At 65.2% G+C, this 25,224-nt stretch carries 28 protein-coding genes and 2 tRNA genes; 14 read left to right on the top strand and 16 right to left on the bottom strand.

Going from position 1 to position 25,224, the window contains the following annotated elements; genetic code table 11:
* Positions 1 to 31: 31 nt before the first annotated feature.
* The 6 genes from ACEN9N_RS14535 (at position 32) to ACEN9N_RS14510 (ending at position 5,417) form a co-directional block, all read left to right on the top strand.
* Complete coding sequence (locus ACEN9N_RS14535) at positions 32 to 952, top strand: alpha/beta fold hydrolase (protein WP_413314531.1); 921 nt, start codon at positions 32 to 34, stop codon at positions 950 to 952.
* Positions 949 to 2,034: a tartrate dehydrogenase gene (locus tag ACEN9N_RS14530; RefSeq protein ID WP_495653857.1), complete on the top strand. Its 1,086-nt coding sequence runs from the start codon at positions 949 to 951 to the stop codon at positions 2,032 to 2,034. Before ACEN9N_RS14535 ends, ACEN9N_RS14530 begins: the two co-directional genes overlap by 4 nt.
* A 219-nt stretch (positions 2,035 to 2,253) precedes the next feature.
* Complete coding sequence (locus ACEN9N_RS14525) at positions 2,254 to 2,526, top strand: HU family DNA-binding protein (protein ID WP_007830705.1); 273 nt, start codon at positions 2,254 to 2,256, stop codon at positions 2,524 to 2,526.
* 29 nt (positions 2,527 to 2,555) lie between these two features.
* A tRNA-Val gene (locus ACEN9N_RS14520) sits at positions 2,556 to 2,631 on the top strand.
* Positions 2,632 to 2,709: 78 nt separating this feature from the next.
* The gene (locus ACEN9N_RS14515) at positions 2,710 to 4,626 is read left to right on the top strand and encodes a SurA N-terminal domain-containing protein (protein WP_495656349.1); all 1,917 of its coding nucleotides are present in this window, start codon (positions 2,710 to 2,712) and stop codon (positions 4,624 to 4,626) included.
* A gap of 116 nt (positions 4,627 to 4,742) precedes the next feature.
* Entirely contained in the window at positions 4,743 to 5,417 is a 675-nt protein-coding gene (locus ACEN9N_RS14510) for a histidine phosphatase family protein (RefSeq protein WP_007830713.1), read from the top strand.
* Positions 5,418 to 5,433: 16 nt separating this feature from the next.
* On the opposite strand, the gene ACEN9N_RS14505 is transcribed toward ACEN9N_RS14510, so the two are convergent.
* Entirely contained in the window at positions 5,434 to 5,769 is a 336-nt protein-coding gene (locus ACEN9N_RS14505) for a hypothetical protein (RefSeq protein ID WP_007830714.1), read from the bottom strand.
* 40 nt (positions 5,770 to 5,809) lie between these two features.
* The gene (locus ACEN9N_RS14500; protein ID WP_007830716.1) at positions 5,810 to 6,058 is read right to left on the bottom strand and encodes a GlsB/YeaQ/YmgE family stress response membrane protein; all 249 of its coding nucleotides are present in this window, start codon (positions 6,056 to 6,058) and stop codon (positions 5,810 to 5,812) included.
* A 275-nt stretch (positions 6,059 to 6,333) separates the two neighbouring features.
* On the opposite strand from ACEN9N_RS14500, the gene ACEN9N_RS14495 reads away from it, so the two are divergent.
* Together ACEN9N_RS14495 and ACEN9N_RS14490 are read left to right on the top strand one after the other, a co-directional pair.
* Positions 6,334 to 6,409: transfer RNA gene (locus tag ACEN9N_RS14495), tRNA-His, on the top strand.
* Between the two features lie 289 nt (positions 6,410 to 6,698).
* The gene (locus tag ACEN9N_RS14490; protein ID WP_007830718.1) at positions 6,699 to 7,043 is read left to right on the top strand and encodes an H-NS histone family protein; all 345 of its coding nucleotides are present in this window, start codon (positions 6,699 to 6,701) and stop codon (positions 7,041 to 7,043) included.
* A gap of 85 nt (positions 7,044 to 7,128) precedes the next feature.
* On the opposite strand, the gene ACEN9N_RS14485 is transcribed toward ACEN9N_RS14490, so the two are convergent.
* Positions 7,129 to 8,115, bottom strand: a complete 987-nt coding sequence (locus tag ACEN9N_RS14485; RefSeq protein ID WP_007830720.1) for an NADPH:quinone oxidoreductase family protein — start codon at positions 8,113 to 8,115, stop codon at positions 7,129 to 7,131.
* Between the two features lie 127 nt (positions 8,116 to 8,242).
* Here ACEN9N_RS14485 and surE point away from each other — a divergent pair, with 127 nt between their 5' ends.
* Genes surE through rlmD form a run of 5 tightly spaced genes read left to right on the top strand, consistent with a single transcriptional unit; the run spans position 8,243 to position 13,229 of the window.
* Complete coding sequence (gene surE / locus ACEN9N_RS14480) at positions 8,243 to 9,001, top strand: 5'/3'-nucleotidase SurE (protein ID WP_413314528.1); 759 nt, start codon at positions 8,243 to 8,245, stop codon at positions 8,999 to 9,001.
* A 1-nt stretch (position 9,002) separates the two neighbouring features.
* Positions 9,003 to 9,776: a protein-L-isoaspartate(D-aspartate) O-methyltransferase gene (locus ACEN9N_RS14475; protein WP_413314527.1), complete on the top strand. Its 774-nt coding sequence runs from the start codon at positions 9,003 to 9,005 to the stop codon at positions 9,774 to 9,776.
* An 11-nt stretch (positions 9,777 to 9,787) separates the two neighbouring features.
* Positions 9,788 to 10,699, top strand: coding sequence for a peptidoglycan DD-metalloendopeptidase family protein (locus ACEN9N_RS14470; protein ID WP_413314526.1), 912 nt, complete (start codon positions 9,788 to 9,790; stop codon positions 10,697 to 10,699).
* 4 nt (positions 10,700 to 10,703) lie between these two features.
* Positions 10,704 to 11,750, top strand: coding sequence for a sigma-70 family RNA polymerase sigma factor (locus ACEN9N_RS14465; protein ID WP_495656348.1), 1,047 nt, complete (start codon positions 10,704 to 10,706; stop codon positions 11,748 to 11,750).
* Positions 11,751 to 11,780: 30 nt separating this feature from the next.
* Positions 11,781 to 13,229: a 23S rRNA (uracil(1939)-C(5))-methyltransferase RlmD gene (gene rlmD, locus ACEN9N_RS14460; protein ID WP_007830731.1), complete on the top strand. Its 1,449-nt coding sequence runs from the start codon at positions 11,781 to 11,783 to the stop codon at positions 13,227 to 13,229.
* 45 nt (positions 13,230 to 13,274) lie between these two features.
* Here rlmD and ACEN9N_RS14455 read toward each other — a convergent pair whose 3' ends face one another.
* Positions 13,275 to 13,976, bottom strand: coding sequence for a Bax inhibitor-1/YccA family protein (locus ACEN9N_RS14455; RefSeq protein WP_007830734.1), 702 nt, complete (start codon positions 13,974 to 13,976; stop codon positions 13,275 to 13,277).
* A gap of 165 nt (positions 13,977 to 14,141) precedes the next feature.
* Between ACEN9N_RS14455 and ACEN9N_RS14450 the strand changes: the two genes are divergently transcribed.
* On the top strand, positions 14,142 to 14,549 hold the full coding sequence (locus ACEN9N_RS14450; RefSeq protein ID WP_007830736.1) for a GlcG/HbpS family heme-binding protein: 408 nt from the start codon (positions 14,142 to 14,144) through the stop codon (positions 14,547 to 14,549).
* A 181-nt stretch (positions 14,550 to 14,730) separates the two neighbouring features.
* Here ACEN9N_RS14450 and hemP read toward each other — a convergent pair whose 3' ends face one another.
* The 12 genes from hemP to ACEN9N_RS14390 form a co-directional block, all read right to left on the bottom strand.
* Complete coding sequence (gene hemP / locus ACEN9N_RS14445; RefSeq protein ID WP_007830738.1) at positions 14,731 to 14,943, bottom strand: hemin uptake protein HemP; 213 nt, start codon at positions 14,941 to 14,943, stop codon at positions 14,731 to 14,733.
* 92 nt (positions 14,944 to 15,035) lie between these two features.
* On the bottom strand, positions 15,036 to 15,449 hold the full coding sequence (locus ACEN9N_RS14440) for an ExbD/TolR family protein (protein ID WP_413314522.1): 414 nt from the start codon (positions 15,447 to 15,449) through the stop codon (positions 15,036 to 15,038).
* Positions 15,450 to 15,454: 5 nt separating this feature from the next.
* On the bottom strand, positions 15,455 to 16,168 hold the full coding sequence (locus ACEN9N_RS14435) for a MotA/TolQ/ExbB proton channel family protein (protein ID WP_007830742.1): 714 nt from the start codon (positions 16,166 to 16,168) through the stop codon (positions 15,455 to 15,457).
* Positions 16,169 to 16,190: 22 nt separating this feature from the next.
* Entirely contained in the window at positions 16,191 to 16,877 is a 687-nt protein-coding gene (locus tag ACEN9N_RS14430; protein WP_495656388.1) for an energy transducer TonB, read from the bottom strand.
* Between the two features lie 122 nt (positions 16,878 to 16,999).
* Positions 17,000 to 17,272: a (2Fe-2S)-binding protein gene (locus ACEN9N_RS14425; RefSeq protein WP_413314520.1), complete on the bottom strand. Its 273-nt coding sequence runs from the start codon at positions 17,270 to 17,272 to the stop codon at positions 17,000 to 17,002.
* Between the two features lie 116 nt (positions 17,273 to 17,388).
* Positions 17,389 to 18,069: a Fe2+-dependent dioxygenase gene (locus ACEN9N_RS14420; protein ID WP_495656347.1), complete on the bottom strand. Its 681-nt coding sequence runs from the start codon at positions 18,067 to 18,069 to the stop codon at positions 17,389 to 17,391.
* A gap of 47 nt (positions 18,070 to 18,116) precedes the next feature.
* Positions 18,117 to 20,513: a catecholate siderophore receptor Fiu gene (locus ACEN9N_RS14415; protein WP_495656346.1), complete on the bottom strand. Its 2,397-nt coding sequence runs from the start codon at positions 20,511 to 20,513 to the stop codon at positions 18,117 to 18,119.
* Between the two features lie 231 nt (positions 20,514 to 20,744).
* A complete protein-coding gene (locus ACEN9N_RS14410) occupies positions 20,745 to 22,106 on the bottom strand; it encodes a sulfite reductase subunit alpha (RefSeq protein WP_495656345.1) in 1,362 nt (453 codons plus the stop codon).
* Positions 22,103 to 23,107, bottom strand: coding sequence for an FAD:protein FMN transferase (locus ACEN9N_RS14405; protein ID WP_495656344.1), 1,005 nt, complete (start codon positions 23,105 to 23,107; stop codon positions 22,103 to 22,105). The genes ACEN9N_RS14410 and ACEN9N_RS14405 overlap by 4 nt, the downstream gene beginning before the upstream one ends.
* A gap of 17 nt (positions 23,108 to 23,124) precedes the next feature.
* Positions 23,125 to 23,934, bottom strand: coding sequence for a DUF4198 domain-containing protein (locus ACEN9N_RS14400; RefSeq protein ID WP_495656343.1), 810 nt, complete (start codon positions 23,932 to 23,934; stop codon positions 23,125 to 23,127).
* Positions 23,935 to 23,985: 51 nt separating this feature from the next.
* A complete protein-coding gene (locus tag ACEN9N_RS14395) occupies positions 23,986 to 24,486 on the bottom strand; it encodes a DUF2271 domain-containing protein (protein WP_495656387.1) in 501 nt (166 codons plus the stop codon).
* Between the two features lie 65 nt (positions 24,487 to 24,551).
* Positions 24,552 to 25,196, bottom strand: coding sequence for a PepSY-associated TM helix domain-containing protein (locus tag ACEN9N_RS14390; protein ID WP_413314574.1), 645 nt, complete (start codon positions 25,194 to 25,196; stop codon positions 24,552 to 24,554).
* Between the last annotated feature and the right edge of the window lie 28 nt (positions 25,197 to 25,224).

Below are 25,224 nucleotides of genomic sequence, written 5' to 3'. Positions count from 1 at the left end.
GATCGTCCGGGCGCAACGCACAATCGTTTGCGTGACAGCCTCCTTCCTTTCCTTTCCCACTTTCGATATTGAGCGCGATAGCGTGCGCATCCACGGGCGCATCGGCGGGCGCGGTGCTCCCTTGCTGCTGCTGCACGGCCATCCGCAGACGCATGCGATCTGGCATCGCGTGGCTCCGGCGCTGGCCGAGCGGTTCACCGTGGTCGCCGTCGACCTGCGCGGGTATGGCGATTCGGGCCGGCCTGCAGTTGATGCCGAACACGTGGTCTACAGCAAGCGTGAGATGGCGCTCGACGCGCTCGCCGCCATGCGGCACCACGGCTTCGAACATTTCGGCGTGCTGGCCCATGACCGCGGCGCGCGCGTGGCGCACCGGCTCGCCGCGGACCACCCCGACGCAGTCGAGCGGATGCTGCTGCTGGACATCGCACCCACGCTCGCGATGTACGAGCACACCTCCGAAGCCTTCGCCAAGGCCTACTGGCACTGGTTCTTCCTGATCCAGCCGCCGCCGCTGCCCGAGGCGCTGATCGCATCCGACCCCGTGCGCTACGTGCGCAGCGTGATGGGCGGGCGGCATGCCGGCCTCGCGCCCTTCGCGCCCGAGGTGCTGGCCGAATACGAGCGCTGCGCCGGCATCGCGGGCACGGCCGAATCCATCTGCGAGGACTATCGCGCCTCCGCCACCATCGATCTCGTGCACGACCGCGCCGACATCGCCGCCGGCCAGCGCCTGGCACAGCCGCTGCGCGTGCTGTGGGGCGAGCACGGCGCGGTCGGCAAGGCCTTCGACGTGCTCGCGCTGTGGCGCGAACGCGCGGCCGAAGTGTCGGGCCGCGCGTTGCCGTGCGGTCATTACGTTCCCGAAGAAGCGCCGGGCGAGTTGCTCGCCGAGGCGCAGGCATTCTTTTCGCCTTTCACCCATCTCGAACGAGCAGGAGCCACACCATGAGCACCCACAGAATCGCAGTCATCGCCGGTGACGGCATCGGCAAGGAAACCATGCCCGAGGGCCTGCGCGTGCTCGATGCTGCGGCGCGCAAGTTCGGCATCGACCTGAAATTCGACCACTTCGACTTCTCGAGCTGGGACTACTACGAGAAGCATGGCCAGATGCTGCCCGACAACTGGAAGGACCAGATCGGCGGGCACGACGCCATCTTCTTCGGCGCGGTCGGCTGGCCCGAGAAGATCGCCGACCACGTCTCCCTGTGGGGCTCGCTGCTGATGTTCCGCCGCGAGTTCGACCAGTACATCAACCTGCGTCCCGCGCGCCTGATGCCCGGCATCATCGCGCCCGTGGTGCGGCGCGACGGCACGCCGCGCGAGCCCGGCGAGATCGACATGTACATCGTGCGGGAGAACACCGAGGGCGAGTACTCCAGCATCGGCGGGCGCATGTACCAAGGCACGCCGCGCGAGATCGTGGTGCAGGAAACCGTGATGTCGCGCATCGGCGTCGACCGGGTGCTGAAGTTCGCCTTCGAGCTCGCGCAGTCGCGGCCGAAGAAGCACCTGACCAGCGCCACCAAGTCGAACGGCATCTCGATCACCATGCCGTACTGGGACGAGCGCGTGGCCGCGATGGGCAAGAACTACCCGGGCGTCAAGCTCGACAAGTTCCACATCGACATCCTCACGGCGCACTTCGTGCAGCGGCCCGACTTCTTCGACGTGGTGGTGGCGAGCAACCTGTTCGGCGACATCCTGTCGGACCTGGGGCCGGCCTGCACCGGCACCATCGGCATCGCGCCGAGCGCCAACCTGAATCCCGATCGCACCGCGCCGTCGCTGTTCGAGCCGGTGCATGGCTCGGCGCCCGACATCGCCGGCAAGGGCATCGCCAACCCGATCGGGCAGATCTGGTGCGGCGCGATGATGCTGGAGTTCCTGGGCCACAAGCAGGCGCACGACGCCATTCTTTCGACCATCGAAAAGGTGCTTGCGCCCCAAAGCGGAGCGCCGCGCACCCCCGACATCGGCGGAACGGGCGGCACCAGCGACGTGGGCAAGGCGATCGCCGCCGCCCTTTGAGCCGCCCTGAAAAAGGGCTTCACGAAAGGCCTCTAAAATCGCGCGCTCCGCTGATCGGCATGGCTTCGCGTCTTATTGACACCCTGCAGACCAGTGGTTGTAATCCTCGCTGGCAGCGCGCTGCCGAGGCGTCAGTCTTGCCAGGCTCTGGGGTCGCATCGTTTGCGGCCAGGTCGCAGCTGACGGAAGCCGACCAACTTTTTCCTACAAGGGGCCCTTGTGAACAAGACCGAACTGATTGAGCACATCGCAAAGAACGCCGATATTTCCAAAGCCGCAGCGACGCGTGCACTCGAATCCACTATTGGCGCCATTCGCACCACGCTCAAGAAAGGCGGCTCCGTTTCGCTCGTCGGTTTCGGCACTTTTGCAGTAGGCAAGCGCGCGGCCCGCACCGGCCGAAATCCCCGCACCGGCGACGCGATTAAAATCAAGGCAGCCAAGATCCCGAAGTTCCGTCCGGGCAAGGCGCTGAAAGACGCGCTGAACTAAGACGTTAGACTCGGAAAGTATTCCCGGTGGGGTGCTTAGCTCAGTTGGTAGAGCGGCGCCCTTACAAGGCGTAGGTCGGGGGTTCGAGCCCCTCAGCACCCACCACCCACCCGATGCAAAGGCGAACCGCAAGTTCGCCTTTTTTATTGCCGTCCGACAGCCGTCGAAAAAGAGTGTTCAAGCATGTTTGATACCTTCCGCAAGTACAACAAGGTCGTCATGATTTTCTTGTTCTTGCTGATCATTCCCTCGTTCGTGTTCTTCGGCGTCGAGCGCTATCAGGGATTCGGGCGCGACGAGAAGGTCGCCCGCATCGAAGGGCACGACATCACGAAGCCCGAATGGGATCAGCAGCACCGCGTTGAGACGGACCGTATTCGCCAGCAGTCGCCCAACGTCGACCCGACCTTGCTCGAGTCGGATGCATTGCGCTACGCCACGCTGGAGCGCATGGTGCGCGACCGCGTGCTGGCCGCCGCGGCGGCCAAGGTCAACATGACGGTGTCCGAAGAGCGCCTGTCGCGCATCTTCGCGCAGGACCCGGGCCTGGCCGCGTTCCGTACACCCGACGGCAAGTTCGACCGCGAGGCCTTCCAGCGCGTGACCGGCCGCACGCCGGAGCAGTACGAAGCTTCGGTGCGCTCCGACATGGCTACGCAGCAGGTGCTGCTGGGTGTCTCCGGCACTGCCTTCACGCCGCCTGCATTGGCCGCCACGACCATCAATGCCTTCTACGACAGCCGCGAAATCCAGGTGGCGCGCTTCGGCCCCGACAGCTTTGCTTCGAAGGTGACGGTGAGCGATGCCGACATCGAGGCCTACTACAAGGGTCACACGGCGCAGTTCCAGGCGCCCGAGCAGGCCAGCATCGAATACCTCGTGCTCGACCTCGACGCGGCCAAGAAGAACGTCGTCGTGAACGAGGCCGACCTCAAGACCTACTACGAACAGAATGCCGCGCGCTTCGGCACCAAGGAAGAGCGCCGTGCAAGCCACATCCTGATCACCGCGCCGTCCAGCATGCCCGCGGCGGATCGCGAAAAGGCCAAGGCCAAGGCCGAGCAGTTGCTGGCCGAAGTGAAGAAGTCGCCTGCCAGCTTCGCCGACGTTGCACGCAAGAATTCGCAGGACCCGGGTTCGGCGGAGAAGGGCGGCGACCTCGACTTCGTGACGAAGGGCGCCATGGTCAAGCCTTTCGAAGACGCGATGTTCGCGCTCAAGAAGGGCGAAACCAGCGGCGTCGTCGAAACCGAATTCGGCTATCACATCATTCGCCTGACCGACATCAAGCCGGCCGTGGTGCCGCCTTTCGAGCAGGTGCGCGCGACCATCGAGAACGACATGCGCTCGCAGCAGGCCACGCAGGAGTTCGCGAAGGCCGCCGAAGCATTCACCGACGCCGTCTACCAGTCGCCCGACAGCCTCAAGCCCGCTGCCGAGAAGCTGAAGCTCACGATCCAGACGGCCAACAATGTTGCGCGCGTGCCCGCACCGGGCAGCACCGGCCCGATGGCCAGCCGCAATTTCCTGAGCGCGCTTTTCGCAACCGATTCGCTTGAACGCAAGCAGAACACCGAGGCGATCGAAGTCGGCCCGAGCCAACTCGCATCGGGCCGCGTGACGAAGTACACGCCTGCACATCCGGTGCCGCTGGCCGACGTCAAGGACAAGATCCGTGCGCAACTCATTGCCGAACGCGCCTCGGTGCTCGCCAAGACCGAAGGCGAAGCCAAGCTCGCCGCGTGGACTGCCAAGGCGGACGGTGCGACTTTCGGCGCGCCTCTGACCGTTTCGCGCCGCGAAGCGCAGTCGCAGCCACTGCCGGTCATCGATGCCGCGTTGCGTGCCGACCCTTCCAAGCTGCCCGCACTCGTGGGCGTGGACCTCGGCGCGCAGGGCTATGCCGTGGTCCGCGTGACCAAGGTCGTTCCGCGCACGCCGCCGGCGCCCGAACTCGCGAAGCAGGAACAGGCACAGGTCGGCCAGTCCGTGGCTGCCGCAGAAGACGCCGCGTACTACAACCTGCTGAAGGACCGTTTCAAGGCCGAGATCCTGGTGCCGAAGCCGACGGAGCCGCTGCCGCCCGCCGCGGGCCGCTGACGTACACAGCGTTGCCAGAGACAGCCCGAGCCGACCGCTCGGGCTTTTTTTTGGCCCCCATGAATCGGTCGCCCGAGGGACAAGCTGCGGCTCGGCTTCTTGCCAGAATCCCGTGCATGGGAACCCTCTATCTCGTGCGCCACGGACAGGCCAGTTTTGGCGCTGCCGACTATGACAACCTGAGCGAACTCGGGCACCGGCAGTCCGTTCGCCTCGGCGAGTACTGGCGCGAGCGCGGCATGAAGTTCGATGCCGTCATCACCGGCACGTTGAAGCGCCATCGCCAGACTTGGGAGGGCATCGCCAAGGGCCTCGGCCTGGAGCGCGACGACGTGCTGCCGTGGCCCGGCCTCAACGAATACGACAGCGAGGCGGTCATCGCCACCATCCACGAAGGCAAGCTGGAGAAGCCCGATTCGCCTGAGATGTACCGCCATCACTTTCGCCTGTTGCGCGAGGGGCTGGGCGCGTGGATGCAGGGCAGGACGACGCCGGCCGGAATGCCGAGCTATGTCGACTTCATGGCGGGCGTGACGACGGCGCTCGACCATGTCCGCGGTAAGCACCATGGCGCAAAGGTGCTGGTGGTGTCGAGCGGGGGGCCGATCAGCACGGCGGTGGGCCATGTGTTGGGGACGAGCGCGGAGACGACGATCGAACTCAACCTGCGTATCCGCAACACGTCGGTGACCGAGTTCGCCTTTACACCCAAGCGGCACATGCTCGTGACCTACAACACGCTGCCGCATCTGGACGGCCCTGCCTACGAAAGTTGGGTCACCTACTCCTGAAATCCTTGCCGCCGCGTCAGGCCTGCCACACGCCGTAGCCGGCCTTGCGCAGCGCGATGCCGAGATCGACCTCCATCAGGCGCGCGTCCTCGTAGGTCATGGGGTTGTAGCGTTCGTAGAGCGCCGGCAGCAGGTGCAGGCCGAACTCCTGTACGAAGCTGTTGGCCTGGATGCCGGCCTTGTGCTTGTCGAAGCGGATATCGGGGTCCAGGCCGGTCATGCCGACATAGACGAAGGGCTTGCCGAGTTGGTAGTCGGGGTTGGCCCGCCTGAAGCGGCGGTTGTTCCATACGCGGTCATCGAGCTCGACCACGTAGACATGATGCTTGGCGCGCGCTTTGCGGGGCATCATGATGGCCGTGCGCGTGAGGCGGCACGGCCCATTCTTCGCATCAGCTCTTGCGCTTGATCAGGCCGTAGATGATGAGCAGCACGATCGCGCCCAGCACCGATGCGATGAAACCCGCGCCCTGGCCGGCGGTGTACCAGCCCAGCGATTGGCCGACGTAGGTGACGATCAGCGAACCGGCGACGCCGATGATGGTCGTGACGATGAAGCCGGCAGAGTCATCGCCTGGCTTGACGGCCCGCGCCACAAGACCCACGACGAACCCGATCAGGATGGTCCAGACGATGCTCATGAAGAAATTCCTTTGAGATGTGATGAAGTGGAGATGGCCAGAAGCCATGCCCGTCGGCGCGGGTCGCATTCATGATAGCGGAGCGATATGCCTGTCGGTGCCGGTGATGAAGATCGGACAGGCGGGCGAGAATTTTTGCCGATCACCGCGATCGCGACAGGCATCGAAGCGCCGGCGCCGATCCCGGCGGGGAGGCGAAATGTAGCTTTCGAGCCTCGCCATTGATTGCCTTCGTCAAAACAGCGATTTTTAACGCTACAATCGTAGGCTCTACGGTGGCTGTAGCTCAGCTGGTAGAGTCCCAGATTGTGATTCTGGTCGTCGTGGGTTCGAGTCCCATCAGCCACCCCAAAATATCTCCTTTGTGCTATTGCGCAATAGCGCTCAAAAAGGACCACAACGCCGGGTTTACCCGGCGTTGTCATTTCCGGCCGCCGCATCTTCTTCTGCCCGCGCGCCGCTCCCCTTTCTCTCTTTTTTCTCGTCTTGCCCGTATATAAAGCGCCCGTCGCGGATGGCTTTATGTTGCGAGTTGTTGCAATGACGCAATGCGCCGCCGTTTTTTTCGCCCGGCAGGATACTTGTGGCAAATGTAAACTGAATTAAAATCCACCCGTTTTCAATTTTCAGGAGTCCAACAATGGCTTCGACCCTCGCCGATATCAATTCCCAGATCAAGAAGCATGACGAGCAGATTGCGCAATTGCGCAAGCAGGCCGAAGACCTGCGCAACCAGGAACGCGCGGGCGTGGTCGAAGAGTTGCGCAAGAAGATCGCCGAATACGGTTTGACGGCCTCCGATCTGAAACTCACCGGCCGTGCGGGCGCCGTCAAGCGCAGTGCAGGCGTCGCGCCCGCCAAGGCTGCCGCCAAATACCGTGGCCCGACGGGCGAAACCTGGTCGGGTGGCCGTGGCCGCAAGCCGCGCTGGGTGACCGAGGCATTGGCTGCGGGCAAGTCGCTTTCCGAGTACGAGATCAAGTAAGCGCCCCCCGGCTTCTCCGGGCTGTGGCCCAATAAAAAAGCCCGCATGCGCGGGCTTTTTTATTGGGCGTTCGTGGGTGGTGCGCTCAGTTCACCATCACCAGTTTTCCTTTGACGCCGCGCGAGCCCATGTGGGCGTAGGCAGCCTTCAATTCCGCCATGGGCATCGTGCTGTCGATCACCGGCTTGATCTTTCCCTGGCCGTACCACTGCGCCAATTCGGCCATCATCTGTGCATTGGCCTTGGGCTCGCGCCTGGCGAAATCACCCCAGAACACGCCGACCAGCGAAGCGCCTTTCAGCAGTGTCAGGTTCAATGGCAGTGATGGAATCGGGCCGGACGCAAAACCGACAACCAAATAACGGCCGCGCCACCCAATGGAGCGAAAGGCGGGCTCTGCAAAATCACCCCCCACCGGGTCGTAAATGACATCCGGTCCTTTACCGTCGGTGGCGGCCTTGACGGCATCGCGAAAACCGTTGGGCAGTGCATGCGTCGTGTAGTTGATCGTCGCGTCGGCGCCGATGGAGCGGCAAAGCTCGCATTTTTCATCGGTGGAGGCTGCTGCAATCACTCTGGCCCCGGCAGCCTTTGCGATCTGGATGGCCGCCGTGCCCACGCCGCCTGCCGCGCCGAGCACCAGCACGGTTTCGCCGGCCTTGAGTTGCGCTCGGTCCATCAGTGCGTGCCACGAGGTGGCGTAGATCATGATGAAAGCCGCGGCATCGACGTGGCCGAAACCTTCGGGCAACGGCATGCACAAGGCCGCGGGTGCCAGTGTGTGGGTGCCAAAGCCGCCCGTGCCCGACAGGCAGGCCACGTTCTGCCCGACCTTGAGGTGTGTGACGCCGTCGCCGACCGCCTGGACCACGCCAGCGTATTCGGAGCCCGGCACGAAGGGCAGGGGCGGCTTCATCTGGTATTTGTTCTGCACGATCAGCAGATCGGGGAAATTCAGGCTCGCTGCCTTGATTTCGATCAGCACCTGGCCCGGGCCCGGGGTCGGGGTCGGCAGTTCCTTCCAGGTCAGCGCGTCGACGCCGGTGGGGTTTTCGCAAAGCCATGCGTGCATGCTCGAGTCTCCTTCGTGTGAGTCGGATGGGTCCAAAGAATGCGGGCGATGATAGGCGGCGCGGCAGGGTGGGCTTGTCCCTGCTGCGACGCACCCGGCGCCTACAATCCCGGGCATCCAGGACACCATGAAGATACTAATTTCCAACGACGATGGCTTTCAGGCGCCGGGCATCGTCGCGCTGCATGACGCGCTCAAGGACATCGCCGATGTCGAGGTGGTCGCGCCGGAGCACAACAACAGTGCCAAATCGAACGCGCTGACCCTGGCGGCACCGCTCTATGTGCGCGAGGCGCACAACGGCTTTCGCTACGTGACGGGCACGCCGGCCGATTGCGTGCACATCGCGCTCAAGGGTCTGCTCGACTACCGGCCCGACCTGGTGGTCTCCGGCATCAACAACGGCGCCAACATGGGCGACGACACCATTTATTCGGGCACGGTCGGCGCGGCGATGGAGGCCTACCTGTTCGGCATTCCGGCCATCGCGTTCTCGCAGATCGAAAAGGGCTGGGCGCATGTGGATGCGGCCGCCCAGGTGGCGCGGCGGCTGGTGCAGCAGATCGAGCGCGAGCGCATGCTGGGAGGCGCCGCCTTCCTGCTCAACGTGAACGTGCCGAACCTGCCTTTCGACGAGCTGAAGCCCGTCAAGGTCTGCAGGCTCGGCCGCCGCCATGCGGCGGAGAAGGTAATCACCCAGGACAGCCCGCGAGGCGAAACCATGTACTGGATCGCCGGCGCAGGCGGCGCCAAGGACAGCGGCGAAGGCACCGACTTCCATGCCACCGCAGCCGGCCACATCGCGCTGACACCGCTGCAGATCGACCTGACCGACCACGCCAACCTTGGCCAATGGCGCGAGACGGTGGCCCGTCTCGGCAGTTGACATGGCCACGCAGCGGCCGAGTTTCCCCGTTCGCCTGACACCCACCGCTTCGGCCGCCACGCGAGGGCGCATGCCCGCCGTGCCGGCCAAGCCCATGGTGCCGTCCACGCCTTCGATGGCTTCCGATGCCGTGCGCGCGCGCATGGTGCAGAGGCTCGCGGCGCAGGGCATCTCCGATCCGCGGGTGCTGCGCGCAATGGGCGCCGTGGAGCGGCATCGCTTTGTCGACAGTGCGCTGGTCAACCAGGCCTACGAAGACACGAGCCTGCCGATCGGGTTGGGACAGACCATTTCGAAGCCCAACGTGGTGGCCCGCATGATCGAGCTGCTGATGGGCGCACCCGCGCTGGCTGGAAAGCCGCAGGACAAGCTCGGCCGCGTGCTCGAGATCGGCACCGGTTGCGGCTATCAGGCTGCGGTGCTGAATCATGTGGCCACCGAGGTCTACAGCATCGAGCGCCTGCGCGGCCTGCACGAACGCGCGCGCGCCAATCTGCGGCACTTCCGGCTGGCCACAGTACACCTGATGCTGGGCGACGGGATGATCGGCTATGCCAAGGGCGCGCCCTACGCCGGCATCATTGCCGCGGCTGGCGGCGAAGCCGTGCCCGAGGCCTGGATTGCGCAGCTCGCGGTGGGTGGTCGCATCGTGGCACCGACCCAGTCCGCAAGTGGTGGCCAGGCCCTTGTCGTCATCGACAAGACCCCGCGGGGACTGGAGCGCCTCATTCTTGAGGCGGTTCACTTTGTCCCCCTAAAATCAGGCATCGCTTGAAGGAATAACAAATGCAGGGTTTTGGCAATCGGAGTTGGTTCGCTGGCGTCACGTTGGCCTTTGTGCTCGTGATCGCGGGCTGTTCCACACCGCGCGGGCCGGCGCCGGTCGAAGACCGCGGCACTATGTCGCGCGCGCCTAGCGCAGCAGTGCCCGGCGGCCCGCCCATCACCACCGACGCCAACGGCAAGCCGCTCGCCGGCATCGAAAACTATGGCAAGCCCGGCTACTACGCCGTGCGTCCCGGCGACACCATTCGCCGCATCGGTGCCGACACCGGCCAGCGCTGGCAGGACATCGTTCGCTGGAACAACATCGAGAACCCTGACCTGATCGAAGTCGGCCAGGTGCTGCGCGTGATTCCGCCGGCAGGTTCGGGAACGGTCGTCGCGGCCGCGCCTGCAACACCGCCCGCCGCTTCGCCCGAAGGTGTGGTCACGAAGCCCGTGACGCCGCAGCCTGCGGTGGTGCCCTCGGCGCCCGCCAGCAGCGCGACGACCAAGCCGCCGGTCACGGCTTCGCCGGCCGGTCCCGGCAGCGGAAATGTGGGTGATGAAGACATTGGCTGGATCTGGCCTGCGAGCGGTTCGCTGATCGCGGGCTTCGATGAGGCCAAGAACAAGGGCTACGACATCAGCGGCAAGGCGGGCGACCCTGTGCTGGCCGCCGCCGACGGTCGCGTGGTCTATGCGGGCGCAGGCCTGCGTGGCTACGGCAACCTGATCATCCTGAAGCACAACAACACCTACCTCACGGCGTATGCCCACAACCAGACGCTGCTCGTGAAGGAAGACCAGTCGGTTCAGAAGGGCCAGAAGATCGCCGAAATGGGCAACAGCGACGCCGATCGCGTGAAGCTGCATTTCGAGATCCGCCGCCAGGGCAAGCCCGTCGATCCTTCGCGCTACCTGCCCGGCCGGTGATGCCATGGCTGCTTCCCGCCCCCGCCGCACGCTGTTGCCCGTGCGCGGGTTGGCGGGCAGGGGCAGCCCATCTCCCGACAACGGTCGGCATGAGTTCGTCGGTGAGAGCGTTCACCCGCCACCGGAAGAAGGCTTAGAACCACCAACGGCAGACGGCGTGCTGCCTGCAGGCACTGCGAGCGAACAAATCGGCGGCGAGGGCGCGGATGCGTTGACCATCTATCTGCGCCAGGTCCGTCGCACCGAACTCTTCACGCCTGCGCAGGAGTACCAGACCGCATGCGCCGCGCGGGCCGGCGACTTCGCGGCGCGGCAGTCGATGATCGAGCACAACCTGCGGCTCGTGGTCAATATCGCCAAGAGCTACCTGGGCCGTGGCGTGCCGCTGTCGGACCTCATCGAGGAAGGCAATCTCGGCCTGATGCACGCCATCACCAAGTTCGAGCCCGAACGCGGTTTTCGCTTTTCCACTTACGCGACCTGGTGGATCCGCCAGTCCGTCGAGCGTGCGGTCATGACGCAGGCGCGCGCGATCCGGTTGCCGGTGCATGTGGTGCGTGAGCTGCAGCAGGTGCTGCGGGCCCGCCGCACACTCGAAGGCGACGCCGAATTCCTCGCGCACCGGCCCGATGGCGTGCGTGTGGAAGACATCGCCGCGCTGCTCGGCCGCGAGGTGCAGGCGGTGGCCGAACTGCTGGCCCTGTCTGAAGCCCCGCGCTCGCTGGACGCGGGTGACGCGCGCGGGGACGAGGGCTTCACGCTGGCCGACACCGTGGCTTCCGAGGACGGGCAGGGCAGCCCGACCGACGTGACGCACATGCACGAGGTGGAGCGCCTGCTCGATCAGTGGGTGCTCGCCCTCGATGCGCGCGAACGCGAGGTGCTGGAGGGGCGCTATGGCCTGCACGACCGCGAGCCCGAAACGCTGGAGGTGCTGAGTGTGCGCCTCGGCCTCACGCGCGAGCGCGTCAGGCAGATCCAGAACGAGGCGCTGGCCAAGATGCGCCGCCAACTGGCCCGCGCTGGCGTCGAGCGCGACGCGCTGTTCTAGCTGCCTCGGCCACGCTGAGACAATCGGGGGATGACGGAATCCATCGAAGAAAACAAAGCCCCCGCGAAAGTCCCCACGAATCCCGGTGAAGAGTGGCTGCAGGTCGAGTCTCTCGACCTCGACGCGCAGGGCGTATCGCACAAGGCCGACGGCATGGTCGTGTTCATCGAAGGCGCATTGCCTTTCGAGGAAGTGCAGTTCAATGTCCATCGCCGCAAGAACAACTGGGAGCAGGGCACGGTCACGGCCATCCGCCGCGAATCGTCGCAGCGCGTGCGCCCGGGCTGTCCCCATTTCGGCCTGCACACGGGCGCTTGCGGCGGCTGCAAGATGCAGCACCTGGATGCGGCCGCCCAGGTGGCCGTGAAGCAGCGCGCACTGGAAGACAACCTTTGGCACCTCGGCAAGGTCAAGCCCGAGAACCTGCTGCGGCCGCTCGAAGGGCCGACCTGGCACTACCGCTACCGCGCGCGCCTCTCGGTACGCCACGTGGTCAAGAAGGGCACGGTGCTGATCGGTTTCCACGAGCGCAAGAGCCGCTACCTGGCCGACATGCAGGTGTGCCCCGTGCTGCCGAAGCAGGTCAGCGACATGCTGATGCCGCTGCGCGCGCTCATCGGTTCGATGGACGCGCGCGAAACCTGCCCGCAGATCGAACTGGCCTGCGGCGACGCCCCCGACTCAACGCGGCTCGGCACCATCGCGCTGGTGCTGCGGCATCTTGAACCGCTCTCGCGCGCAGACATCGATCGGCTGAAGGCCTTTGCTGAGAAGAACGAGGGCGTTCAATGGTGGCTGCAGGCCAAGGGGCCGGACACCGTGAAGCTGCTGGAAGAGGGCGGCACGCCGCTGGCATACCGGCTGCCCGAGTTCGACGTCACGATGCCATTCAAGCCTACTGACTTCACGCAGGTCAATCCGCACATCAATCGGGCGCTGGTGGGCAAGGCACTGCGTTTGCTCGACGTGCAGCCCGAAGAGCGCGTGATCGACTGGTTCTGCGGCCTCGGCAACTTCACCTTGCCGTTGGCGAGCCGGGCCCGCGAGGTGCTGGGCATCGAGGGCAGCGACACGCTGGTGGCACGCGCAACCGACAACTTCAACAGGAATCAGCCAGCGACGTCGGCCCGGCGGGCACTGTCGCCCGCCACTTTCGTGGCGCGCAACCTGTTCGACATGACGCCGGAAATGCTTGTGGCCGACGGCAGTGCCGACAAGTGGCTGGTCGATCCGCCGCGCGAAGGCGCCTTCGCGCTGGCCAAGGCCATGGCCGACCTTCATCAGCAGCCCGAACTGCGAACCGATGGCTGGACACCCCCGAAGCGCATCGTGTACGTGAGCTGCAATCCGTCGACGCTTGCGCGCGATGCCGGCTTGCTGGTGCACCAGGCGGGCTACCGCTGCACCTTCGCGGGGGTGGTCAACATGTTCCCGCACACCGCGCACGTCGAGTCGATTGCAGTCTTCGAGCTGGAATGAAAAAAGGGCCCTTCCGGGCCCTTTTTCTTGCTGCGCGTGATTCGCTCAATCGCGTTCGCCGCCGAAGATGCCCAGCAGCGCCAGCAGGCTCTGGAACACATTGAACAGGTCGAGGTACAGCGCGAGCGTGGCGCTGATGTAGTTGGTTTCGCCGCCGTCCATGATCTGCTTCAGGTCATAGAGCATGTAGGCCGAGAAGATGCCGATGGCGGCCACCGAGATGACCAGCATGCCCGTGGTCGAACCGACGAACACGTTGATGATCGCGCCGAACATCAGCACCAGCGCGCCGACGAACAGGAACTTACCCATGCCCGACAGGTCGCGCTTGATGATCGTTGCCAGCGAGGCCATCACGAGGAACACGCCGGCGGTGCCGCCGAAGGCCGTCATGACGAGTTCGGAGCCGTTTTTGAAGCCCAGCACCATCGCGATCAGGCGCGACAGCATCAGGCCCATGAAGAAGGTGAAGCCCAGCAGCACGGGCACGCCGGCGGCGGAGTTCTTGGTCTTTTCGATGGCGAACATGAAGCCGAACGCGCCGCCGAGGAAAACCATGAGGCCCAGCCCACCCGTGAGCGAGCGGGTGATGCCGGTGCTGACGCCGATCCATGCGCCCAGCACGGTGGGCAGCATGCTCAGCGCGAGCAGCCAGTAGGTGTTGCGCAGCACGCGCTGGCGTTCAGCCTGCGCCAACGGCTGGCCATAGCCAGCGGAAGTGTCTAGGGTGGTGACGCGGTCGTTCATGGCCGGAGCTCCTGTGGTTGCTGCAGTGACGCAGTTTGGGCGCATTCTAGGGGGCTGCAAGAGGGGGTGTCGAAAAGACCGTATGCGGGGTGTTCCCAAGCCCTGAAGACACCCCTGGCGGCATGGCCGTTATGCTGTCGGGTTTTCACGAAACCAGAGCCCATCATGAAGACCAAGTCATTCCTCGAACTCGCCGACGTCAAGGCCGTGGCCGCAGCGGCCGAAGCCGAGGCCCTCAAGAACAACTGGGCGGTGACCATCGCCATATCCGACGACGCGGGCAACCTGCTCTGGCTGCAGCGGCTGGATGGCGCCGCGGCATTGTCTTCGCACATTGCGCCTGCCAAGGCCCACACGGCAGCCATGGGCCGGCGCGAAAGCAAGGTCTATGAAGACATCATCAACGGCGGCCGCACGGCGTTCCTGACGGCGCCTGAAGTGCAGGGCCTGCTCGAAGGCGGCGTGCCGATCGTCAAGGACGGCCACGTGATCGGCGCCGTCGGCGTGAGCGGCGTGAAGTCGAACGAAGACGCGCAGATCGCCAAGGCGGGCATCGCCGCCCTCGGCCTCTGAGTTTTTCTTCTGCACAAAGCAAAACGCCGACTTCGAGGTCGGCGTTTTCTTTTGGGTGCTTCAGCGTGAAAAAAAGCTTGGCTAGTCGGCGAACCGTTGGCTAGCAAAAAACGACCCTTCGGAGATGAATCTCCTCGAGTCGCCCCACGATGAAACTTGCGCGAAGGGCGGACTGGACGACCTACTTGGTCAGGATCAGCTTGCCGAGTTTGGTGGCTTGAAGCCGGTAGAGCGAGCCGTTATGCATGATGCCCACGGTCTTGCTTCCCTTCAGAAGCTCGGTGCTCTCGACCACTGGCGCCGGACGCATTGCCTGGATTGACGCATGGCCGCCACCCGACTGGTCGAGCGAAGGATGGTTCAGGACAGAAAAGGCATTCGGTGTGGCTGGCATCTGGGTTTCCCTATCGAAGCGATGAGTTAATGATAATGATTCGCAATAAAAAGTCAATCGTCGCGATCGACTTTTTGGCTTGCGATGTCAGATCACTTCGCTTCAGGCTCCGTGATGAAGCCGATCTTGCGCACGCCGGCTTCGCGGGCCTCCGACATCGCCTTGGCCACGCGCTCGTAGCGCACGGCCTTGTCGCCGCGGATGTGCAGCTCGGGCTGCGGTTCCTTGGCGGCTTCGGCGGCCAGGCGGTTGGGCAGCTCGCTGTCGTCGATCTTCTGTTCGTTCCAGTAGTACGAGCCGTCGGCCGTCACGCTGAACAGGATGTTCTGCGGCTTCGGCTGCTCGGGTTCGCTGGTGGCGCGCGGCAGGTCGATGTTGACCGCGTGCTTCATCACCGGCACGGTGATGATGAAGATGATGAGGAGCACCAGCATGACGTCGACCAGCGGCGTCATGTTGATCTCGTTCATCACCTCATCGGGTTCGTCTTGTGTACCGAAGGCCATGGCACTCAGCCCTTCTTGAGCGGAACCACGACGGCCTCGCTGCCGCTTTGAACGCGGGCGCCGGTCACGAAGTAGGCATGCAGGTCGTGCGCGAAGGCGTTGAGCTTGGTCAGCACGAACTTGTTGCCGCGCACCAGGGCGTTGTAGCCCAGCACCGCGGGGATGGCCACGGCCAGGCCCAGGGCCGTCATGATCAGCGCTTCACCGATCGGGCCGGCCACCTTGTCGATGGTTGCCTGGCCGACCGAGCTGATGCTCATGAGCGCGTGATAGATGCCCCAGACCGTGCCGAACAGGCCGATGAAGGGGGCGGTCGAGCCAACCGATGCCAGCACGGCCAGGCCGGTCTGCAGGCGGGCAGTGAAGGCGTCGATGCCGTTGCGCAGGGCGCGCGTGATCCAGTCGCTCACGTCGAGCGCGTCATGCAGATGGGCCTTGGTGTTGCGGTGGTGCGCTGCTGCCTCTCGGCCTTCGAGGGCAAGCGCACGGAACGGGTTGCTATCGTCCTTGCCGAGCTTGTTCAGCGCGGTGGCGAAGTCTTCGCTGTGCCAGAAGTCTTGCGAATGCTTGGCGAGGCGCTTGTATTTGATGACGTCGAGCGCCTTGACGATGATGACGATCCACGACGCGAGCGACATGCCGATCAACAGTACCGCGACGGCCTTGGTGACGAAGTCGCCCTGATGCCAGACGTTCATCAGGCCAAATTGGGAATCCATACGAAGTTGCTCCAGAGAAAAATTAGTTCAGGACGTAGTTGACGGGGGCGTCATAGGACATGGCCTGCACCACGCCGTTGATCTTGCCGGGCACGAAGCGGCATTTCATGATGTATTCGACCGCGGCTTCGTCGAGGCGATCGAAACCGCTGGATTTCTTGACCTCGGCACTCTTGGGCAGGCCGTCGACGCCGACGAGCACCCGCACGATGACCTTGCCCTGCTCGCCGAGCCGCTTGCTCATGGCGGGGTAGGTTGCCTTGGGGTTTTGAAGGTAGTCGGCGTTGCTCGAGGGCATCTGCACGGCTGGAGGCGCCGGGGGCGCAGGTGGTGGCGCGGGCGGCGTTGGCGGAGCGGGAGGTGCCGGCGGCGTTGCCGGAGGCGGTGGTTCCGTGGTGCCAACGGGCGCCTGGGGCGCCGGCGTGGGCTTCGGCTCGCGGATCGCCTGGGGCCGCGGCGGAGGCGGGGCCTTGGCTTTGGGCTGGGGCGGCGGTGGGGGCGGCGGAGGCGGATCTGACTTCGGCTTCGGCGGCTCGACGAACTGGCTCAGTATTTCGACTGGAATCACCACCTCGGCGGCGCGGCGGAGCAACCCGCTCTGCAGCGCCCAGAGCGCAGCCGCGTGGAACAGGATGACACCGCCGGCAATGACGACATTGCGCGAAAGGCCGAGGACGGAAGGGGGGGGAGCAAAGCGGTCAGACACGATCAACCATTCGAATACGGGCACCGCGAAAGGTGCCCCGATTTCAGCAAAACCGCTACGAAGACAACACTTGCGCCAGTTGCGCTACTTGCGAAAGATCCACCAGACCGAGCCTGCAACCAGGATCAGGCTGCCACCGAGTGTCGAGAAGAGTTCCATGCCTTGCTTTCCTTGATGGAGTTGGCAAGCTGGATCGCCCTCGGACCTGATTCGCAGCTCAGCGCGGCGACCGGATGCGAAGCGCTGCACTGCGCGACGATATCTCGCGCACACCCCTCACATTGGCCACACTGGGTGGCCACGCCAAGTTCGAACTGAACCTCGTCGAAAGTCATGCCGGCCCGCACGTGGCGGGCGATTTCTCGGTCGGAGACTCGGCGGCAGACGCAAACGATCATGGCTGTGAAAGCGGCAGTTGGCTGGCTGTTGGATTTGCTTGATTATAAATAAGAATCCGTCGCATTCACAATAACCATGTGTTACTGATTCATGCAAGTGAGCCAGATCCCTGGATTCAGACCTCGGACCAGAGCCGAAGCAGGTTGTGGTAGTGGCCGGTCAGCGCCACGGTTTCCTCGCCTTCGCCGAAACGCGCACGAAGTTTCTGGATGTTCTGGTCGAGTTCGAACAGCATGCCGCGCTGCTGGTCGCTGCGCACCATGCTCTGCAGCCAGAAAAACGAACAGATCCGCGCCCCCCGGGTCACGGGGTGGACGCGGTGCAGGCTGCTGGCCGGATAAAGAATGAGGTCGCCGGCCGGCAGCTTCACTTCGTGCGAGCCATAGGTGTCGATGACCTCCAGCTCGCCGCCGTCGTAGTCCTCGGGGTCGCACAGGAAAAGCGTGCACGACAAGTCGGTGCGCAGTTGCTGGTTGACGCCGGGCAAGGCCCGCACCGCACCGTCGACATGAACGCCGTAGTGCTCGCCGCCCTCATAGCGGTTGAACAGCGGCGGCACGAAGCGCAACGGCAGCGCGGCCGAGAAGAACAGAGCGTGCCGGGCCAGCGCGGCCAGAACCGTGTTGCCGAGCTGCCGGCCCACGGGGGACTGCTCCGGCAGCTGGCGGTTGCGCTTGACCTGTGCGCCTTGTGTTCCGACCGTCTCGCGGCCGTCGGTCCATTGCGTGGCGTCGAGAGCGGAGCGCATTTCGCGCACCTGATCGGGACTCAGCACATCGGGCACATGCAGCATCATTTTTCCGGATCTCCGCAATGAGAAAAGCCTCGGCGCGCGCAGGACTGTCAGAACGCGAAGTTCGCGGTGATCTTCGCCGAGCGCGGCGTGCCCGGCGTGTAGCGGTAGCCGCTCTTGTTGATGGCCGCCACGTAGTCCTTGTCGAACAGGTTGTACAGGTTCAGCTGGATGTCGATGTTCTTGTTGATGCGATAGGACGCCATCGCATCGACCACCCAGTATGAATCGACGTAGGCCGGCGTTCCCACCGCGCTGTCGGCGCCGCGCTGCAGCTTTCCGTTGTAGCGCGCGCCGCCGCCGATGGTCAGGCCGAACGGAAACTGGTAGGTGGTCCAGAGCGTGAAGGCCTTCTTCGGTGTGTAGGCGAGGGCGGTCGATCCATCCGCCAGCACCGAGGCGCCGCTCAGCACGCGGGTGTTCATGGTGGTGAAGCCCGAGCTCACGCCCCAGTTGTCGGTCAGTGCGCCCGACAGGCCCAGCTCGGCGCCCTGCACGCGCTTCTTGCCGGTCTGGAAGTACTGCTGCGAGACCGTGTCCTGCACGACTTCGTTGCTCACGTCGGTGCGGTACAGCGCTGCAGTCAGCGCCACGCGCTTGTTCATCACGTCCCACTTGGTGCCGACCTCGTAGGTCTTGGCCTTCTGCGGCAGGAAGTCGGTTCGCCCGGCGCTGTTGCCGGTGCCGCCGGCGGCCAACTGGAAGTTGGCGCCGCCCGGCGGCTGCGCGGCGGTGCCGTAGGCTGCGTAGATGCTGCTGTTTGCGGTCGGCTTGTAGACCAGGCCGATCTTGCCGGAGAGCAGGTTGTCCGACAGTTTCAGGTTGGTCGGCGTGATCGTCGAGGTCTGAGGGCCGTTGCCGGTGCGCGCCAACGTCAGCGCGGTGGCGTTGTATGTGGTCGAGTAGTGGTCGTAGCGCAGGCCGGCGGTCAGCTGCCACTGCTCGTTGAACTTGAGCGTGTCGAAGGCGTAGAGGCCGATGGTGTCGGTGCTGCCGTCGGCCCCCGTTCCGTTGGCGATGCGGTTGTAGCCGCTCACGTACGGATTCGGGTTGTACAGGTTGGCGACAGGCCACGAGCCGGCCGCGGCCAGCGTGGTGCCCACGCTCGGGTAGCCCGCGGCGTAATAGTTGTTGGCGCGCTGCGTCTCGCGGACGAACTCGAGGCCGCCATTGAACGAGTGGCCGATGCTGCCCGTGTTGAACTTGGCCGACACGCTCGTCTGGTTCGTGAAGATCGTGTTTTCCTGGTCCTTGTTGGTGGGCAGGTTGCGCGTGATGGTCCAGCTGGCGGGAATCGTCGGGATGACCGTGTTGATGAAGCCCGCGCTCGCGGCCGGCAGCTGGCCGCCGCCGCTTGCCGATGCCGTGAGGCCGCCGCCCGTGAACGACGTCAGCATGTAGTCCTGCGAGGTCTTGCCGTAGCGGGTGGTGTTGCGGATGGTGATGTCCGGCGTCAGGTCTTGCTCGATGCGCGCGGTGAACATGTCGGCCTTCACGTTGTCGAAGTCCGAGCTGGTGCCGTAGAAGTTGCTCGAATCCACGCGTGCGGCGGAGTTCAGGTAGGTGCGGCGCGCCAGGCCTCGCGTGATCGCGGTGGCATCCGGCGTGCTGTAGCCCGGCAGGCCGATGGTGGGTACGCCGCCGTCGGGAATGTTGTTCTGCTCGACGTGCAGGTAGTCGAGGAAGATGCGCGTCGGGCTGTTCAACCCGAGGGCCAGCGACGGAGCGATGGCCGTGCGCTTGTTCTTGACGAAATCGCGCCCGGCAACGCCGCCGTCTTCGGTCACCGCGTTCAGGCGGAAGGCCGCGCCGATGCCGTTGGCACTGCTCAGCGACTTGTTCCAGTCGACGCTGCCGCGCTTGAAGTCTGCGCTGCCGAAACTCATCGACCCCAGGAAGCTGTCTTCGAGCTTGGGCTTCTTCGTGACGAGATTGATGTAGCCGGTAGGCGAGGTGCGGCCTACGTCGGTGCCCGATGGGCCCTTCACGACCTCCAGCTGTTCGATGTTGAACACGTCGCGCGACACCGAGCCCAGGTCGCGGATGCCGTCCACGAAGATCGCGCTCGAGCTGTCGAAGCCGCGCATGAAGACGGCGTCTCCCGTGTTGGTGTTGCCGTTTTCCCCGAGGAAGAAGGTGCCCACGCCGGGCGTGTTGCGCAGCGCCTCGGTCAGCGTGGTTGCGCCTTGTTCGCGGATGATCTGTTCCTTGATGACCTGGATGGTCTGGGGCGTGTTCACCAGCGGGGCCGTGAACTTGGGATTCGACGAGTTGTCGGCCTTGTAGTCGGCGGCGGTGGTGTCCTGCACCCGGACTTCAGGCAGTGCACCGCTCGACTGGGCGAGGGCCGCCGGGGCTGCGATGGCTATCAGTGTGGCGGCGGCAGCGCTCGAAAGGTGTGGAACGGCGCGCACAACGGTGTGTTTGCGGCTCTTGATGTAGGCCATGAAGTTTTCTCCGGAAAGGACGGGCGTCAGGACTCGACTGGCGATGTCTTGGCGGCCTGCGTTCTCCGGGAGAAGCGGGGCGGACTGGCTGGGTGAGTCGATTTGCAAAGTGCTTGTAAATCGTCTTAAATGATATTGCTTCTCAATACGGAAGTACGCAACCAAAACCGTATTAATTCAAAAGTCATCTCGGTTTGTTGCTGACATGCAACTGGTGCGGCCGCGAGGGGCTCAGTAGACATCGCGGCGATAGCGTCCGCTTGCCGCCAGCTCGCTCATCAGCGTCTCGCCAGCGACCTGCCGCAATGCGGCGTCGACACCGGACGCCATGCCCTGCAGGCTTCCGCAGACGTAGACAGCCGCGCCGCCGTGCAGCCACCGCAGCAGGGTGTCGGCCGACCGCAGCAACCGGTGCTGGACGTAGAAGCGCTCCGCCTGATCGCGCGAGAACACCATGTCGAGCCGCTGCAGCACGCCGCCGGCCTGCCAGGCTTCGATTTCTTCTCGGTACAGGAAATCGTGCGCGGCTTGGCGTTCGCCGAACACCAGCCAGTTGTCGTGCCTGCCCGCGGCGGCACGGGCTCGCAGATGGGCGCGCAGTCCGGCCAGCCCGGTGCCGTTGCCGATGAGGATCAGGGGTCGCGTCTCGTTGCCGTCCAGGCGGAAACCCCGATGGGGCCGCAAACGCAGCGCGACCGTGTCGCCAACACTGAGGGTGGAGGTGAGCAGCCCCGATGCCGCTCCCAGCGTGCCGTCGGGATGCTGCTCCTGTCGGACGAGCAACTGCAATTCGCCGTCGGCGTGCACGGATGCGATCGAGTAGTCGCGCGGGCGTGCCGGATCGCTCGCCGTGGCCACCTGCGCCAGGTCGCCCGACATCCAATGCGGCATCGCACCCATCTGCGGAACCAGTCCGAGATGGAACACCGGCGCACCGACGCTACCAAGATTGAGCCGCTCGCGCGCAATGAGTCGCCACTGCGTGAAGCCGGTTGCCGCCCCTTCGATGCCTGCCGCCGGCGCGTCGCCCCATTGCGCGTGCCACGCAGCCAGCGCGGCAGGCTCGCTGTTGTCGACCTCGATGCGATCGAATTCGCGCGTGGCGCCCGTTGCAAGAAGCCACTCGTCGAGCGCGCGACCGAAGCCGCAGAAGCTGGCGTATTGACGATCGCCCAGGGCCAGTACGGCGTAGCGCAGCGAGGACAGCGCGGGCGGTGAATGCATGACGCGTTCGGCGAACACGCTGGCGCCATCGGGAGCATCGCCTTCGCCGTAGGTGCTGGCGATGAAAAGCGCGCGCCGCGCGGCGGTCAGCGTCGGGGCATCGAGCGCGTTGAGTTCCATCACGCGCGCCGGCGTGCCCGCCGCGCTCATTTGCCGTGCGGTCTGCCAGGCGATGGTTTCGGCCTGGCCGGTCTGGCTCGCGAACAGTACGAGGACGGGGGGCTCGCCGCTGCCTTCCGAAAGCGCTACCGCATCGCGCACGGCGGCCGCTTGCCGCCTGCGCTCGCGCAGGTAGACCGATGCGCAGAGCGCCGCATACGCAGCCACGGTGGAACCCGCGCCAAGTGCGCGCCAGCCAACGTCGTTCATGTCCCGGCCGGTGCGGGCCACGCGCGCGTAGCCCGCACAGCGGACGATGCGTCGCCGCGGCTCACGAGCAGCGCGGCAATGTTGTGCCGCTGCGCGAAATCGAATCCTTCGTCCGGCCCCAGTACCGTCAGCACGGTGGCCAGTGCGTCGGCCTGCATGCATTCGGCGTGCAGCACGGTGACGCTGGCCAATGCATGGGCGGCCGGTTCACCGGTGCGCGGATCGATGGTGTGCGACCAGTTGCGCCCCTGGTGCGTGCGGCGGTGCCACCGATCGCCCGAAGTAGCGATCGCCATGTCGGCCAGCGCCACGCGCTGCGCCACGGCCGGGTCGCCGTCGACAAGCACCTGCCACGGCTGGCCGCCGGGGCGTCGCCCGATGCCTCGCAGTTCGCCGCCGACTTCAAGGAGAAGGTCCGCAAGGCCGAGCGCGCGCAAGGCTTCGACGCCGCAGTCGACCGCGAAGCCCTTGGCGATACCCGAAAGATCGAGCGCAACGCCACCCGGCTGCAGCAGCGAGCCATCAGCCGCATCGAACGCCAGCCGCGGCCAGCCGACGCGCGCACGCGCATCGGCCAGGACCTGCGCAGAAGGCAGGCCGCTTTCGTGTGCTTCAGGGCCGAAGCCCCAGCAGGCGGCCAGCGGACCGATCGTCGGATCGATCGCGCCACCGCTGGCCGTTGCCCATCGGTCCGCACAGCGCATCACCTCGGCGAACTCCGCGGGCAGCACGTGGCGTGATCCGGCTGGCGCGCGGTTGAACCGGCTGATGTCGGAGCCCGGCTCCCAGTTGCTCATCTGCGTGACCACGCGGCCAAGCGCCGACTCGACCGCCGCGCGAACCTCCGCCAACGGCAGCATCCGCGGATTGTCGAAGCGCAGCGACCAGGTGGTGCCCATGGTCTGCCCGCCCGACTGCTGGAGCGTGGCGGGATCGGCGGCGCGTGGGACGGCCGCGTTGGCGTAGCCGCCAGCGCGCCAGGTGCTGAACGAAAGGCCCAAGGTGGTCGGCTGTCGCGTCAGGGCATCACTTCAAGGGTCGCCGCGTAGCTCAGGCGGCGTTCCTTGGCTTGCGGCACCGTGGTCTTGGTGTCCTTGGTGCTGGCGTCGAGCCAGTACATCCCGGCGGCTGGCCAGGTCACGCTGAACTGGCCCTTGTCGTCGGTCTTGAGCTTGATTTCCTCGAGCTTGTCGCGGTACTGGGTATTGCCTGCCGTCACGGTCACTTCGAGGCCCTTGGCGGGCTGGCCGTCGAGGTTCAGCGTGAAGGCGGCCTTCTCGCCCTTGACCAGGTCGGTCGGGCTGCCGGTGGAGATCAGTTCCAGCCCCTGGCCGACCGGCTTGAGCGCCGAAGGCTTGCCGACCGTCACGAAGGTCTCGATGCGGCCGGACGATTGGGTGATCGTCACCTCCTGGGCGTCGGCCGGGATCTCCTTGCCGATGCTTTCGGCCGTGCCGCGTGCGCGCTTGGCCTGGCCCGTGGCCTTGTCCTTCCAGCTCGCGAAGGCGCCGGCGTTGACCACCGCGATGCGGTAGGTCCCCGGTTGCGCCACGCTCACGTCGAATACGTTGCGCAGCTTGAGCCTGGCTTCGGTTTCGGGCTTGACGGTGCTGCCGTCGGGCGCTGTGATCTGCAGGCCATCGAGCCGCAGCGGCGCGTGGTTCGCGACGAACAGGTCGTTCGACACCGCGGCATCGACGGTCACGGTGTCGGCCTTGGAAAACACGGTGGACGAGGGCAGCAGCCAGGCGTTGTGCGCGTGGGCAAGCGAGGCGGCAGCCGCCAGGGCGATGGCGAGGGCGGCGGCGCGCAGTGTGAAGCGGGTCATGGCGGTTCCTTGATGTGGGCTGGCGGTGAGGCGGTAAAAAGGGGGCGCCGGTCAGGGCTTGAGTTCGAGCTTGATCTCGCCGAGCTCTTCCTTGCCCGTGGCGGTCGGTTGCGCCGCTGCCGTCGGGGGCCACTGGAAGGGAATGCTCACGACCTCGCGTCCGCCGACTTCGCGTGCGGCTTCCACCACGAGCTTGTAGGCACCCGGCGCGAGCTTGGGCATGGGGGCCGTGCCTTCCGTGAAGCTCAGCTGGTGCTTGCCGGCCGGCTTGGTCGCGCCCGTCACGCCATCGACCGGCACCGCGAGTTCGCGGCCGCCCCGGCGCCACCACTGGCGCATGTCCTTCAACCACTTCGTGCCTTCGCCCTCGGGGTTGTTGGTCTTGGTGCGCACGTCGTACCAGACGCCCAGCGTACCGGCAACGGTGTTGTCGGCGCGCTCGATCCAGGTCGCCACGTAGGGACGGTGGTACTCGGACACGTTCAGCCGCGGGATCTCGATGTTGACGGCCAGCCCCGACGCGAAGGCCGGGGCCGCGAACAGCGCCGACATGGCCAGCGGCGCGAGTGAATAGCGAACGTGCACGGGAAACCTCTTTTCCTGGATCGTTGAATGAATCAGTGGATGAACAGCAGCGCGAGCAGCGCCGGCACGACGAGCCCCATGCCCACCATCGGCCATGTGAACGGCCGGTTGCCCGCATGCATCTTGAGAATGAACAGGCCGGTGATCGAGAAGACCAGTGCGGCGCCCGCGAAGATGTCGATGAACCAGCTCCACGCGGCACCGGTGTTGCGGCCCTTGTGGAGGTCGTTGAAGTAGGAGAGCCAGCCGCGGTCGGTGCGCTCGTACTCGATCTCGCCGTCGGCCAGGCTCAGGCGCAGCCAGGCGTCGCCGCCAGGGCGGGGGAGCGAGAGATAAATTTCGTCGTCCGACCACTCGGCCTCGCGGCCCGCGGTACCGATGTCCCAGTGCTTCTGCACCCAGGCCTGCAGTTCGGCGGGCAAGGGCGCCTTTCCCTTGAGGGCCTTGGCGGCTGGCAACTGCTTTTCGAGTTGCGTGCGCAGGACTTCATCGACCGAACCGCTCAGCTTCGTGACGGCCGGCCGGGCCTCGATCTGCCCCGCGTGATTGAGCGTGAAGCCCGTGACGCTGAACAGAATCATGCCAATCAGGCAGATCGCCGAGCTCACCCAATGCCATTCGTGCAGGGTCTTGAGCCAGTAGGCTCGTCGGCGGGTGTCGGGGCGGGCGGCAGTCATCATCGAAGGCGCGGATTCTATCCGTGCA

This window comes from Variovorax sp. Varisp46, assembly GCF_059491885.1.
Note: the sequence above shows the minus strand (reverse complement) of the source record. Positions and strands in the feature narration are given on the sequence as shown.

Excerpts from the sequence above, each read along its gene's own strand:
- ACEN9N_RS14530 (WP_495653857.1), top strand. The coding sequence starts at position 949 with ATGAGCACCCACAGAATCGCAGTCATCGCCGGTGACGGCATCGGCAAG.
- ACEN9N_RS14515 (WP_495656349.1), top strand. The coding sequence starts at position 2,710 with ATGTTTGATACCTTCCGCAAGTACAACAAGGTCGTCATGATTTTCTTG.
- ACEN9N_RS14510 (WP_007830713.1), top strand. The coding sequence starts at position 4,743 with ATGGGAACCCTCTATCTCGTGCGCCACGGACAGGCCAGTTTTGGCGCT.
- ACEN9N_RS14505 (WP_007830714.1), bottom strand. The coding sequence starts at position 5,769 with ATGATGCCCCGCAAAGCGCGCGCCAAGCATCATGTCTACGTGGTCGAG.
- ACEN9N_RS14500 (WP_007830716.1), bottom strand. The coding sequence starts at position 6,058 with ATGAGCATCGTCTGGACCATCCTGATCGGGTTCGTCGTGGGTCTTGTG.
- ACEN9N_RS14490 (WP_007830718.1), top strand. The coding sequence starts at position 6,699 with ATGGCTTCGACCCTCGCCGATATCAATTCCCAGATCAAGAAGCATGAC.
- ACEN9N_RS14485 (WP_007830720.1), bottom strand. The coding sequence starts at position 8,115 with ATGCACGCATGGCTTTGCGAAAACCCCACCGGCGTCGACGCGCTGACC.
- surE (WP_413314528.1), top strand. The coding sequence starts at position 8,243 with ATGAAGATACTAATTTCCAACGACGATGGCTTTCAGGCGCCGGGCATC.
- ACEN9N_RS14475 (WP_413314527.1), top strand. The coding sequence starts at position 9,003 with ATGGCCACGCAGCGGCCGAGTTTCCCCGTTCGCCTGACACCCACCGCT.
- ACEN9N_RS14470 (WP_413314526.1), top strand. The coding sequence starts at position 9,788 with ATGCAGGGTTTTGGCAATCGGAGTTGGTTCGCTGGCGTCACGTTGGCC.
- ACEN9N_RS14465 (WP_495656348.1), top strand. The coding sequence starts at position 10,704 with ATGGCTGCTTCCCGCCCCCGCCGCACGCTGTTGCCCGTGCGCGGGTTG.
- rlmD (WP_007830731.1), top strand. The coding sequence starts at position 11,781 with ATGACGGAATCCATCGAAGAAAACAAAGCCCCCGCGAAAGTCCCCACG.
- ACEN9N_RS14455 (WP_007830734.1), bottom strand. The coding sequence starts at position 13,976 with ATGAACGACCGCGTCACCACCCTAGACACTTCCGCTGGCTATGGCCAG.
- ACEN9N_RS14450 (WP_007830736.1), top strand. The coding sequence starts at position 14,142 with ATGAAGACCAAGTCATTCCTCGAACTCGCCGACGTCAAGGCCGTGGCC.
- hemP (WP_007830738.1), bottom strand. The coding sequence starts at position 14,943 with ATGCCAGCCACACCGAATGCCTTTTCTGTCCTGAACCATCCTTCGCTC.
- ACEN9N_RS14440 (WP_413314522.1), bottom strand. The coding sequence starts at position 15,449 with ATGGCCTTCGGTACACAAGACGAACCCGATGAGGTGATGAACGAGATC.
- ACEN9N_RS14435 (WP_007830742.1), bottom strand. The coding sequence starts at position 16,168 with ATGGATTCCCAATTTGGCCTGATGAACGTCTGGCATCAGGGCGACTTC.
- ACEN9N_RS14425 (WP_413314520.1), bottom strand. The coding sequence starts at position 17,272 with ATGATCGTTTGCGTCTGCCGCCGAGTCTCCGACCGAGAAATCGCCCGC.
- ACEN9N_RS14420 (WP_495656347.1), bottom strand. The coding sequence starts at position 18,069 with ATGATGCTGCATGTGCCCGATGTGCTGAGTCCCGATCAGGTGCGCGAA.
- ACEN9N_RS14415 (WP_495656346.1), bottom strand. The coding sequence starts at position 20,513 with ATGGCCTACATCAAGAGCCGCAAACACACCGTTGTGCGCGCCGTTCCA.
- ACEN9N_RS14410 (WP_495656345.1), bottom strand. The coding sequence starts at position 22,106 with ATGAACGACGTTGGCTGGCGCGCACTTGGCGCGGGTTCCACCGTGGCT.
- ACEN9N_RS14400 (WP_495656343.1), bottom strand. The coding sequence starts at position 23,934 with ATGACCCGCTTCACACTGCGCGCCGCCGCCCTCGCCATCGCCCTGGCG.
- ACEN9N_RS14395 (WP_495656387.1), bottom strand. The coding sequence starts at position 24,486 with ATGTCGGCGCTGTTCGCGGCCCCGGCCTTCGCGTCGGGGCTGGCCGTC.
- ACEN9N_RS14390 (WP_413314574.1), bottom strand. The coding sequence starts at position 25,196 with ATGACTGCCGCCCGCCCCGACACCCGCCGACGAGCCTACTGGCTCAAG.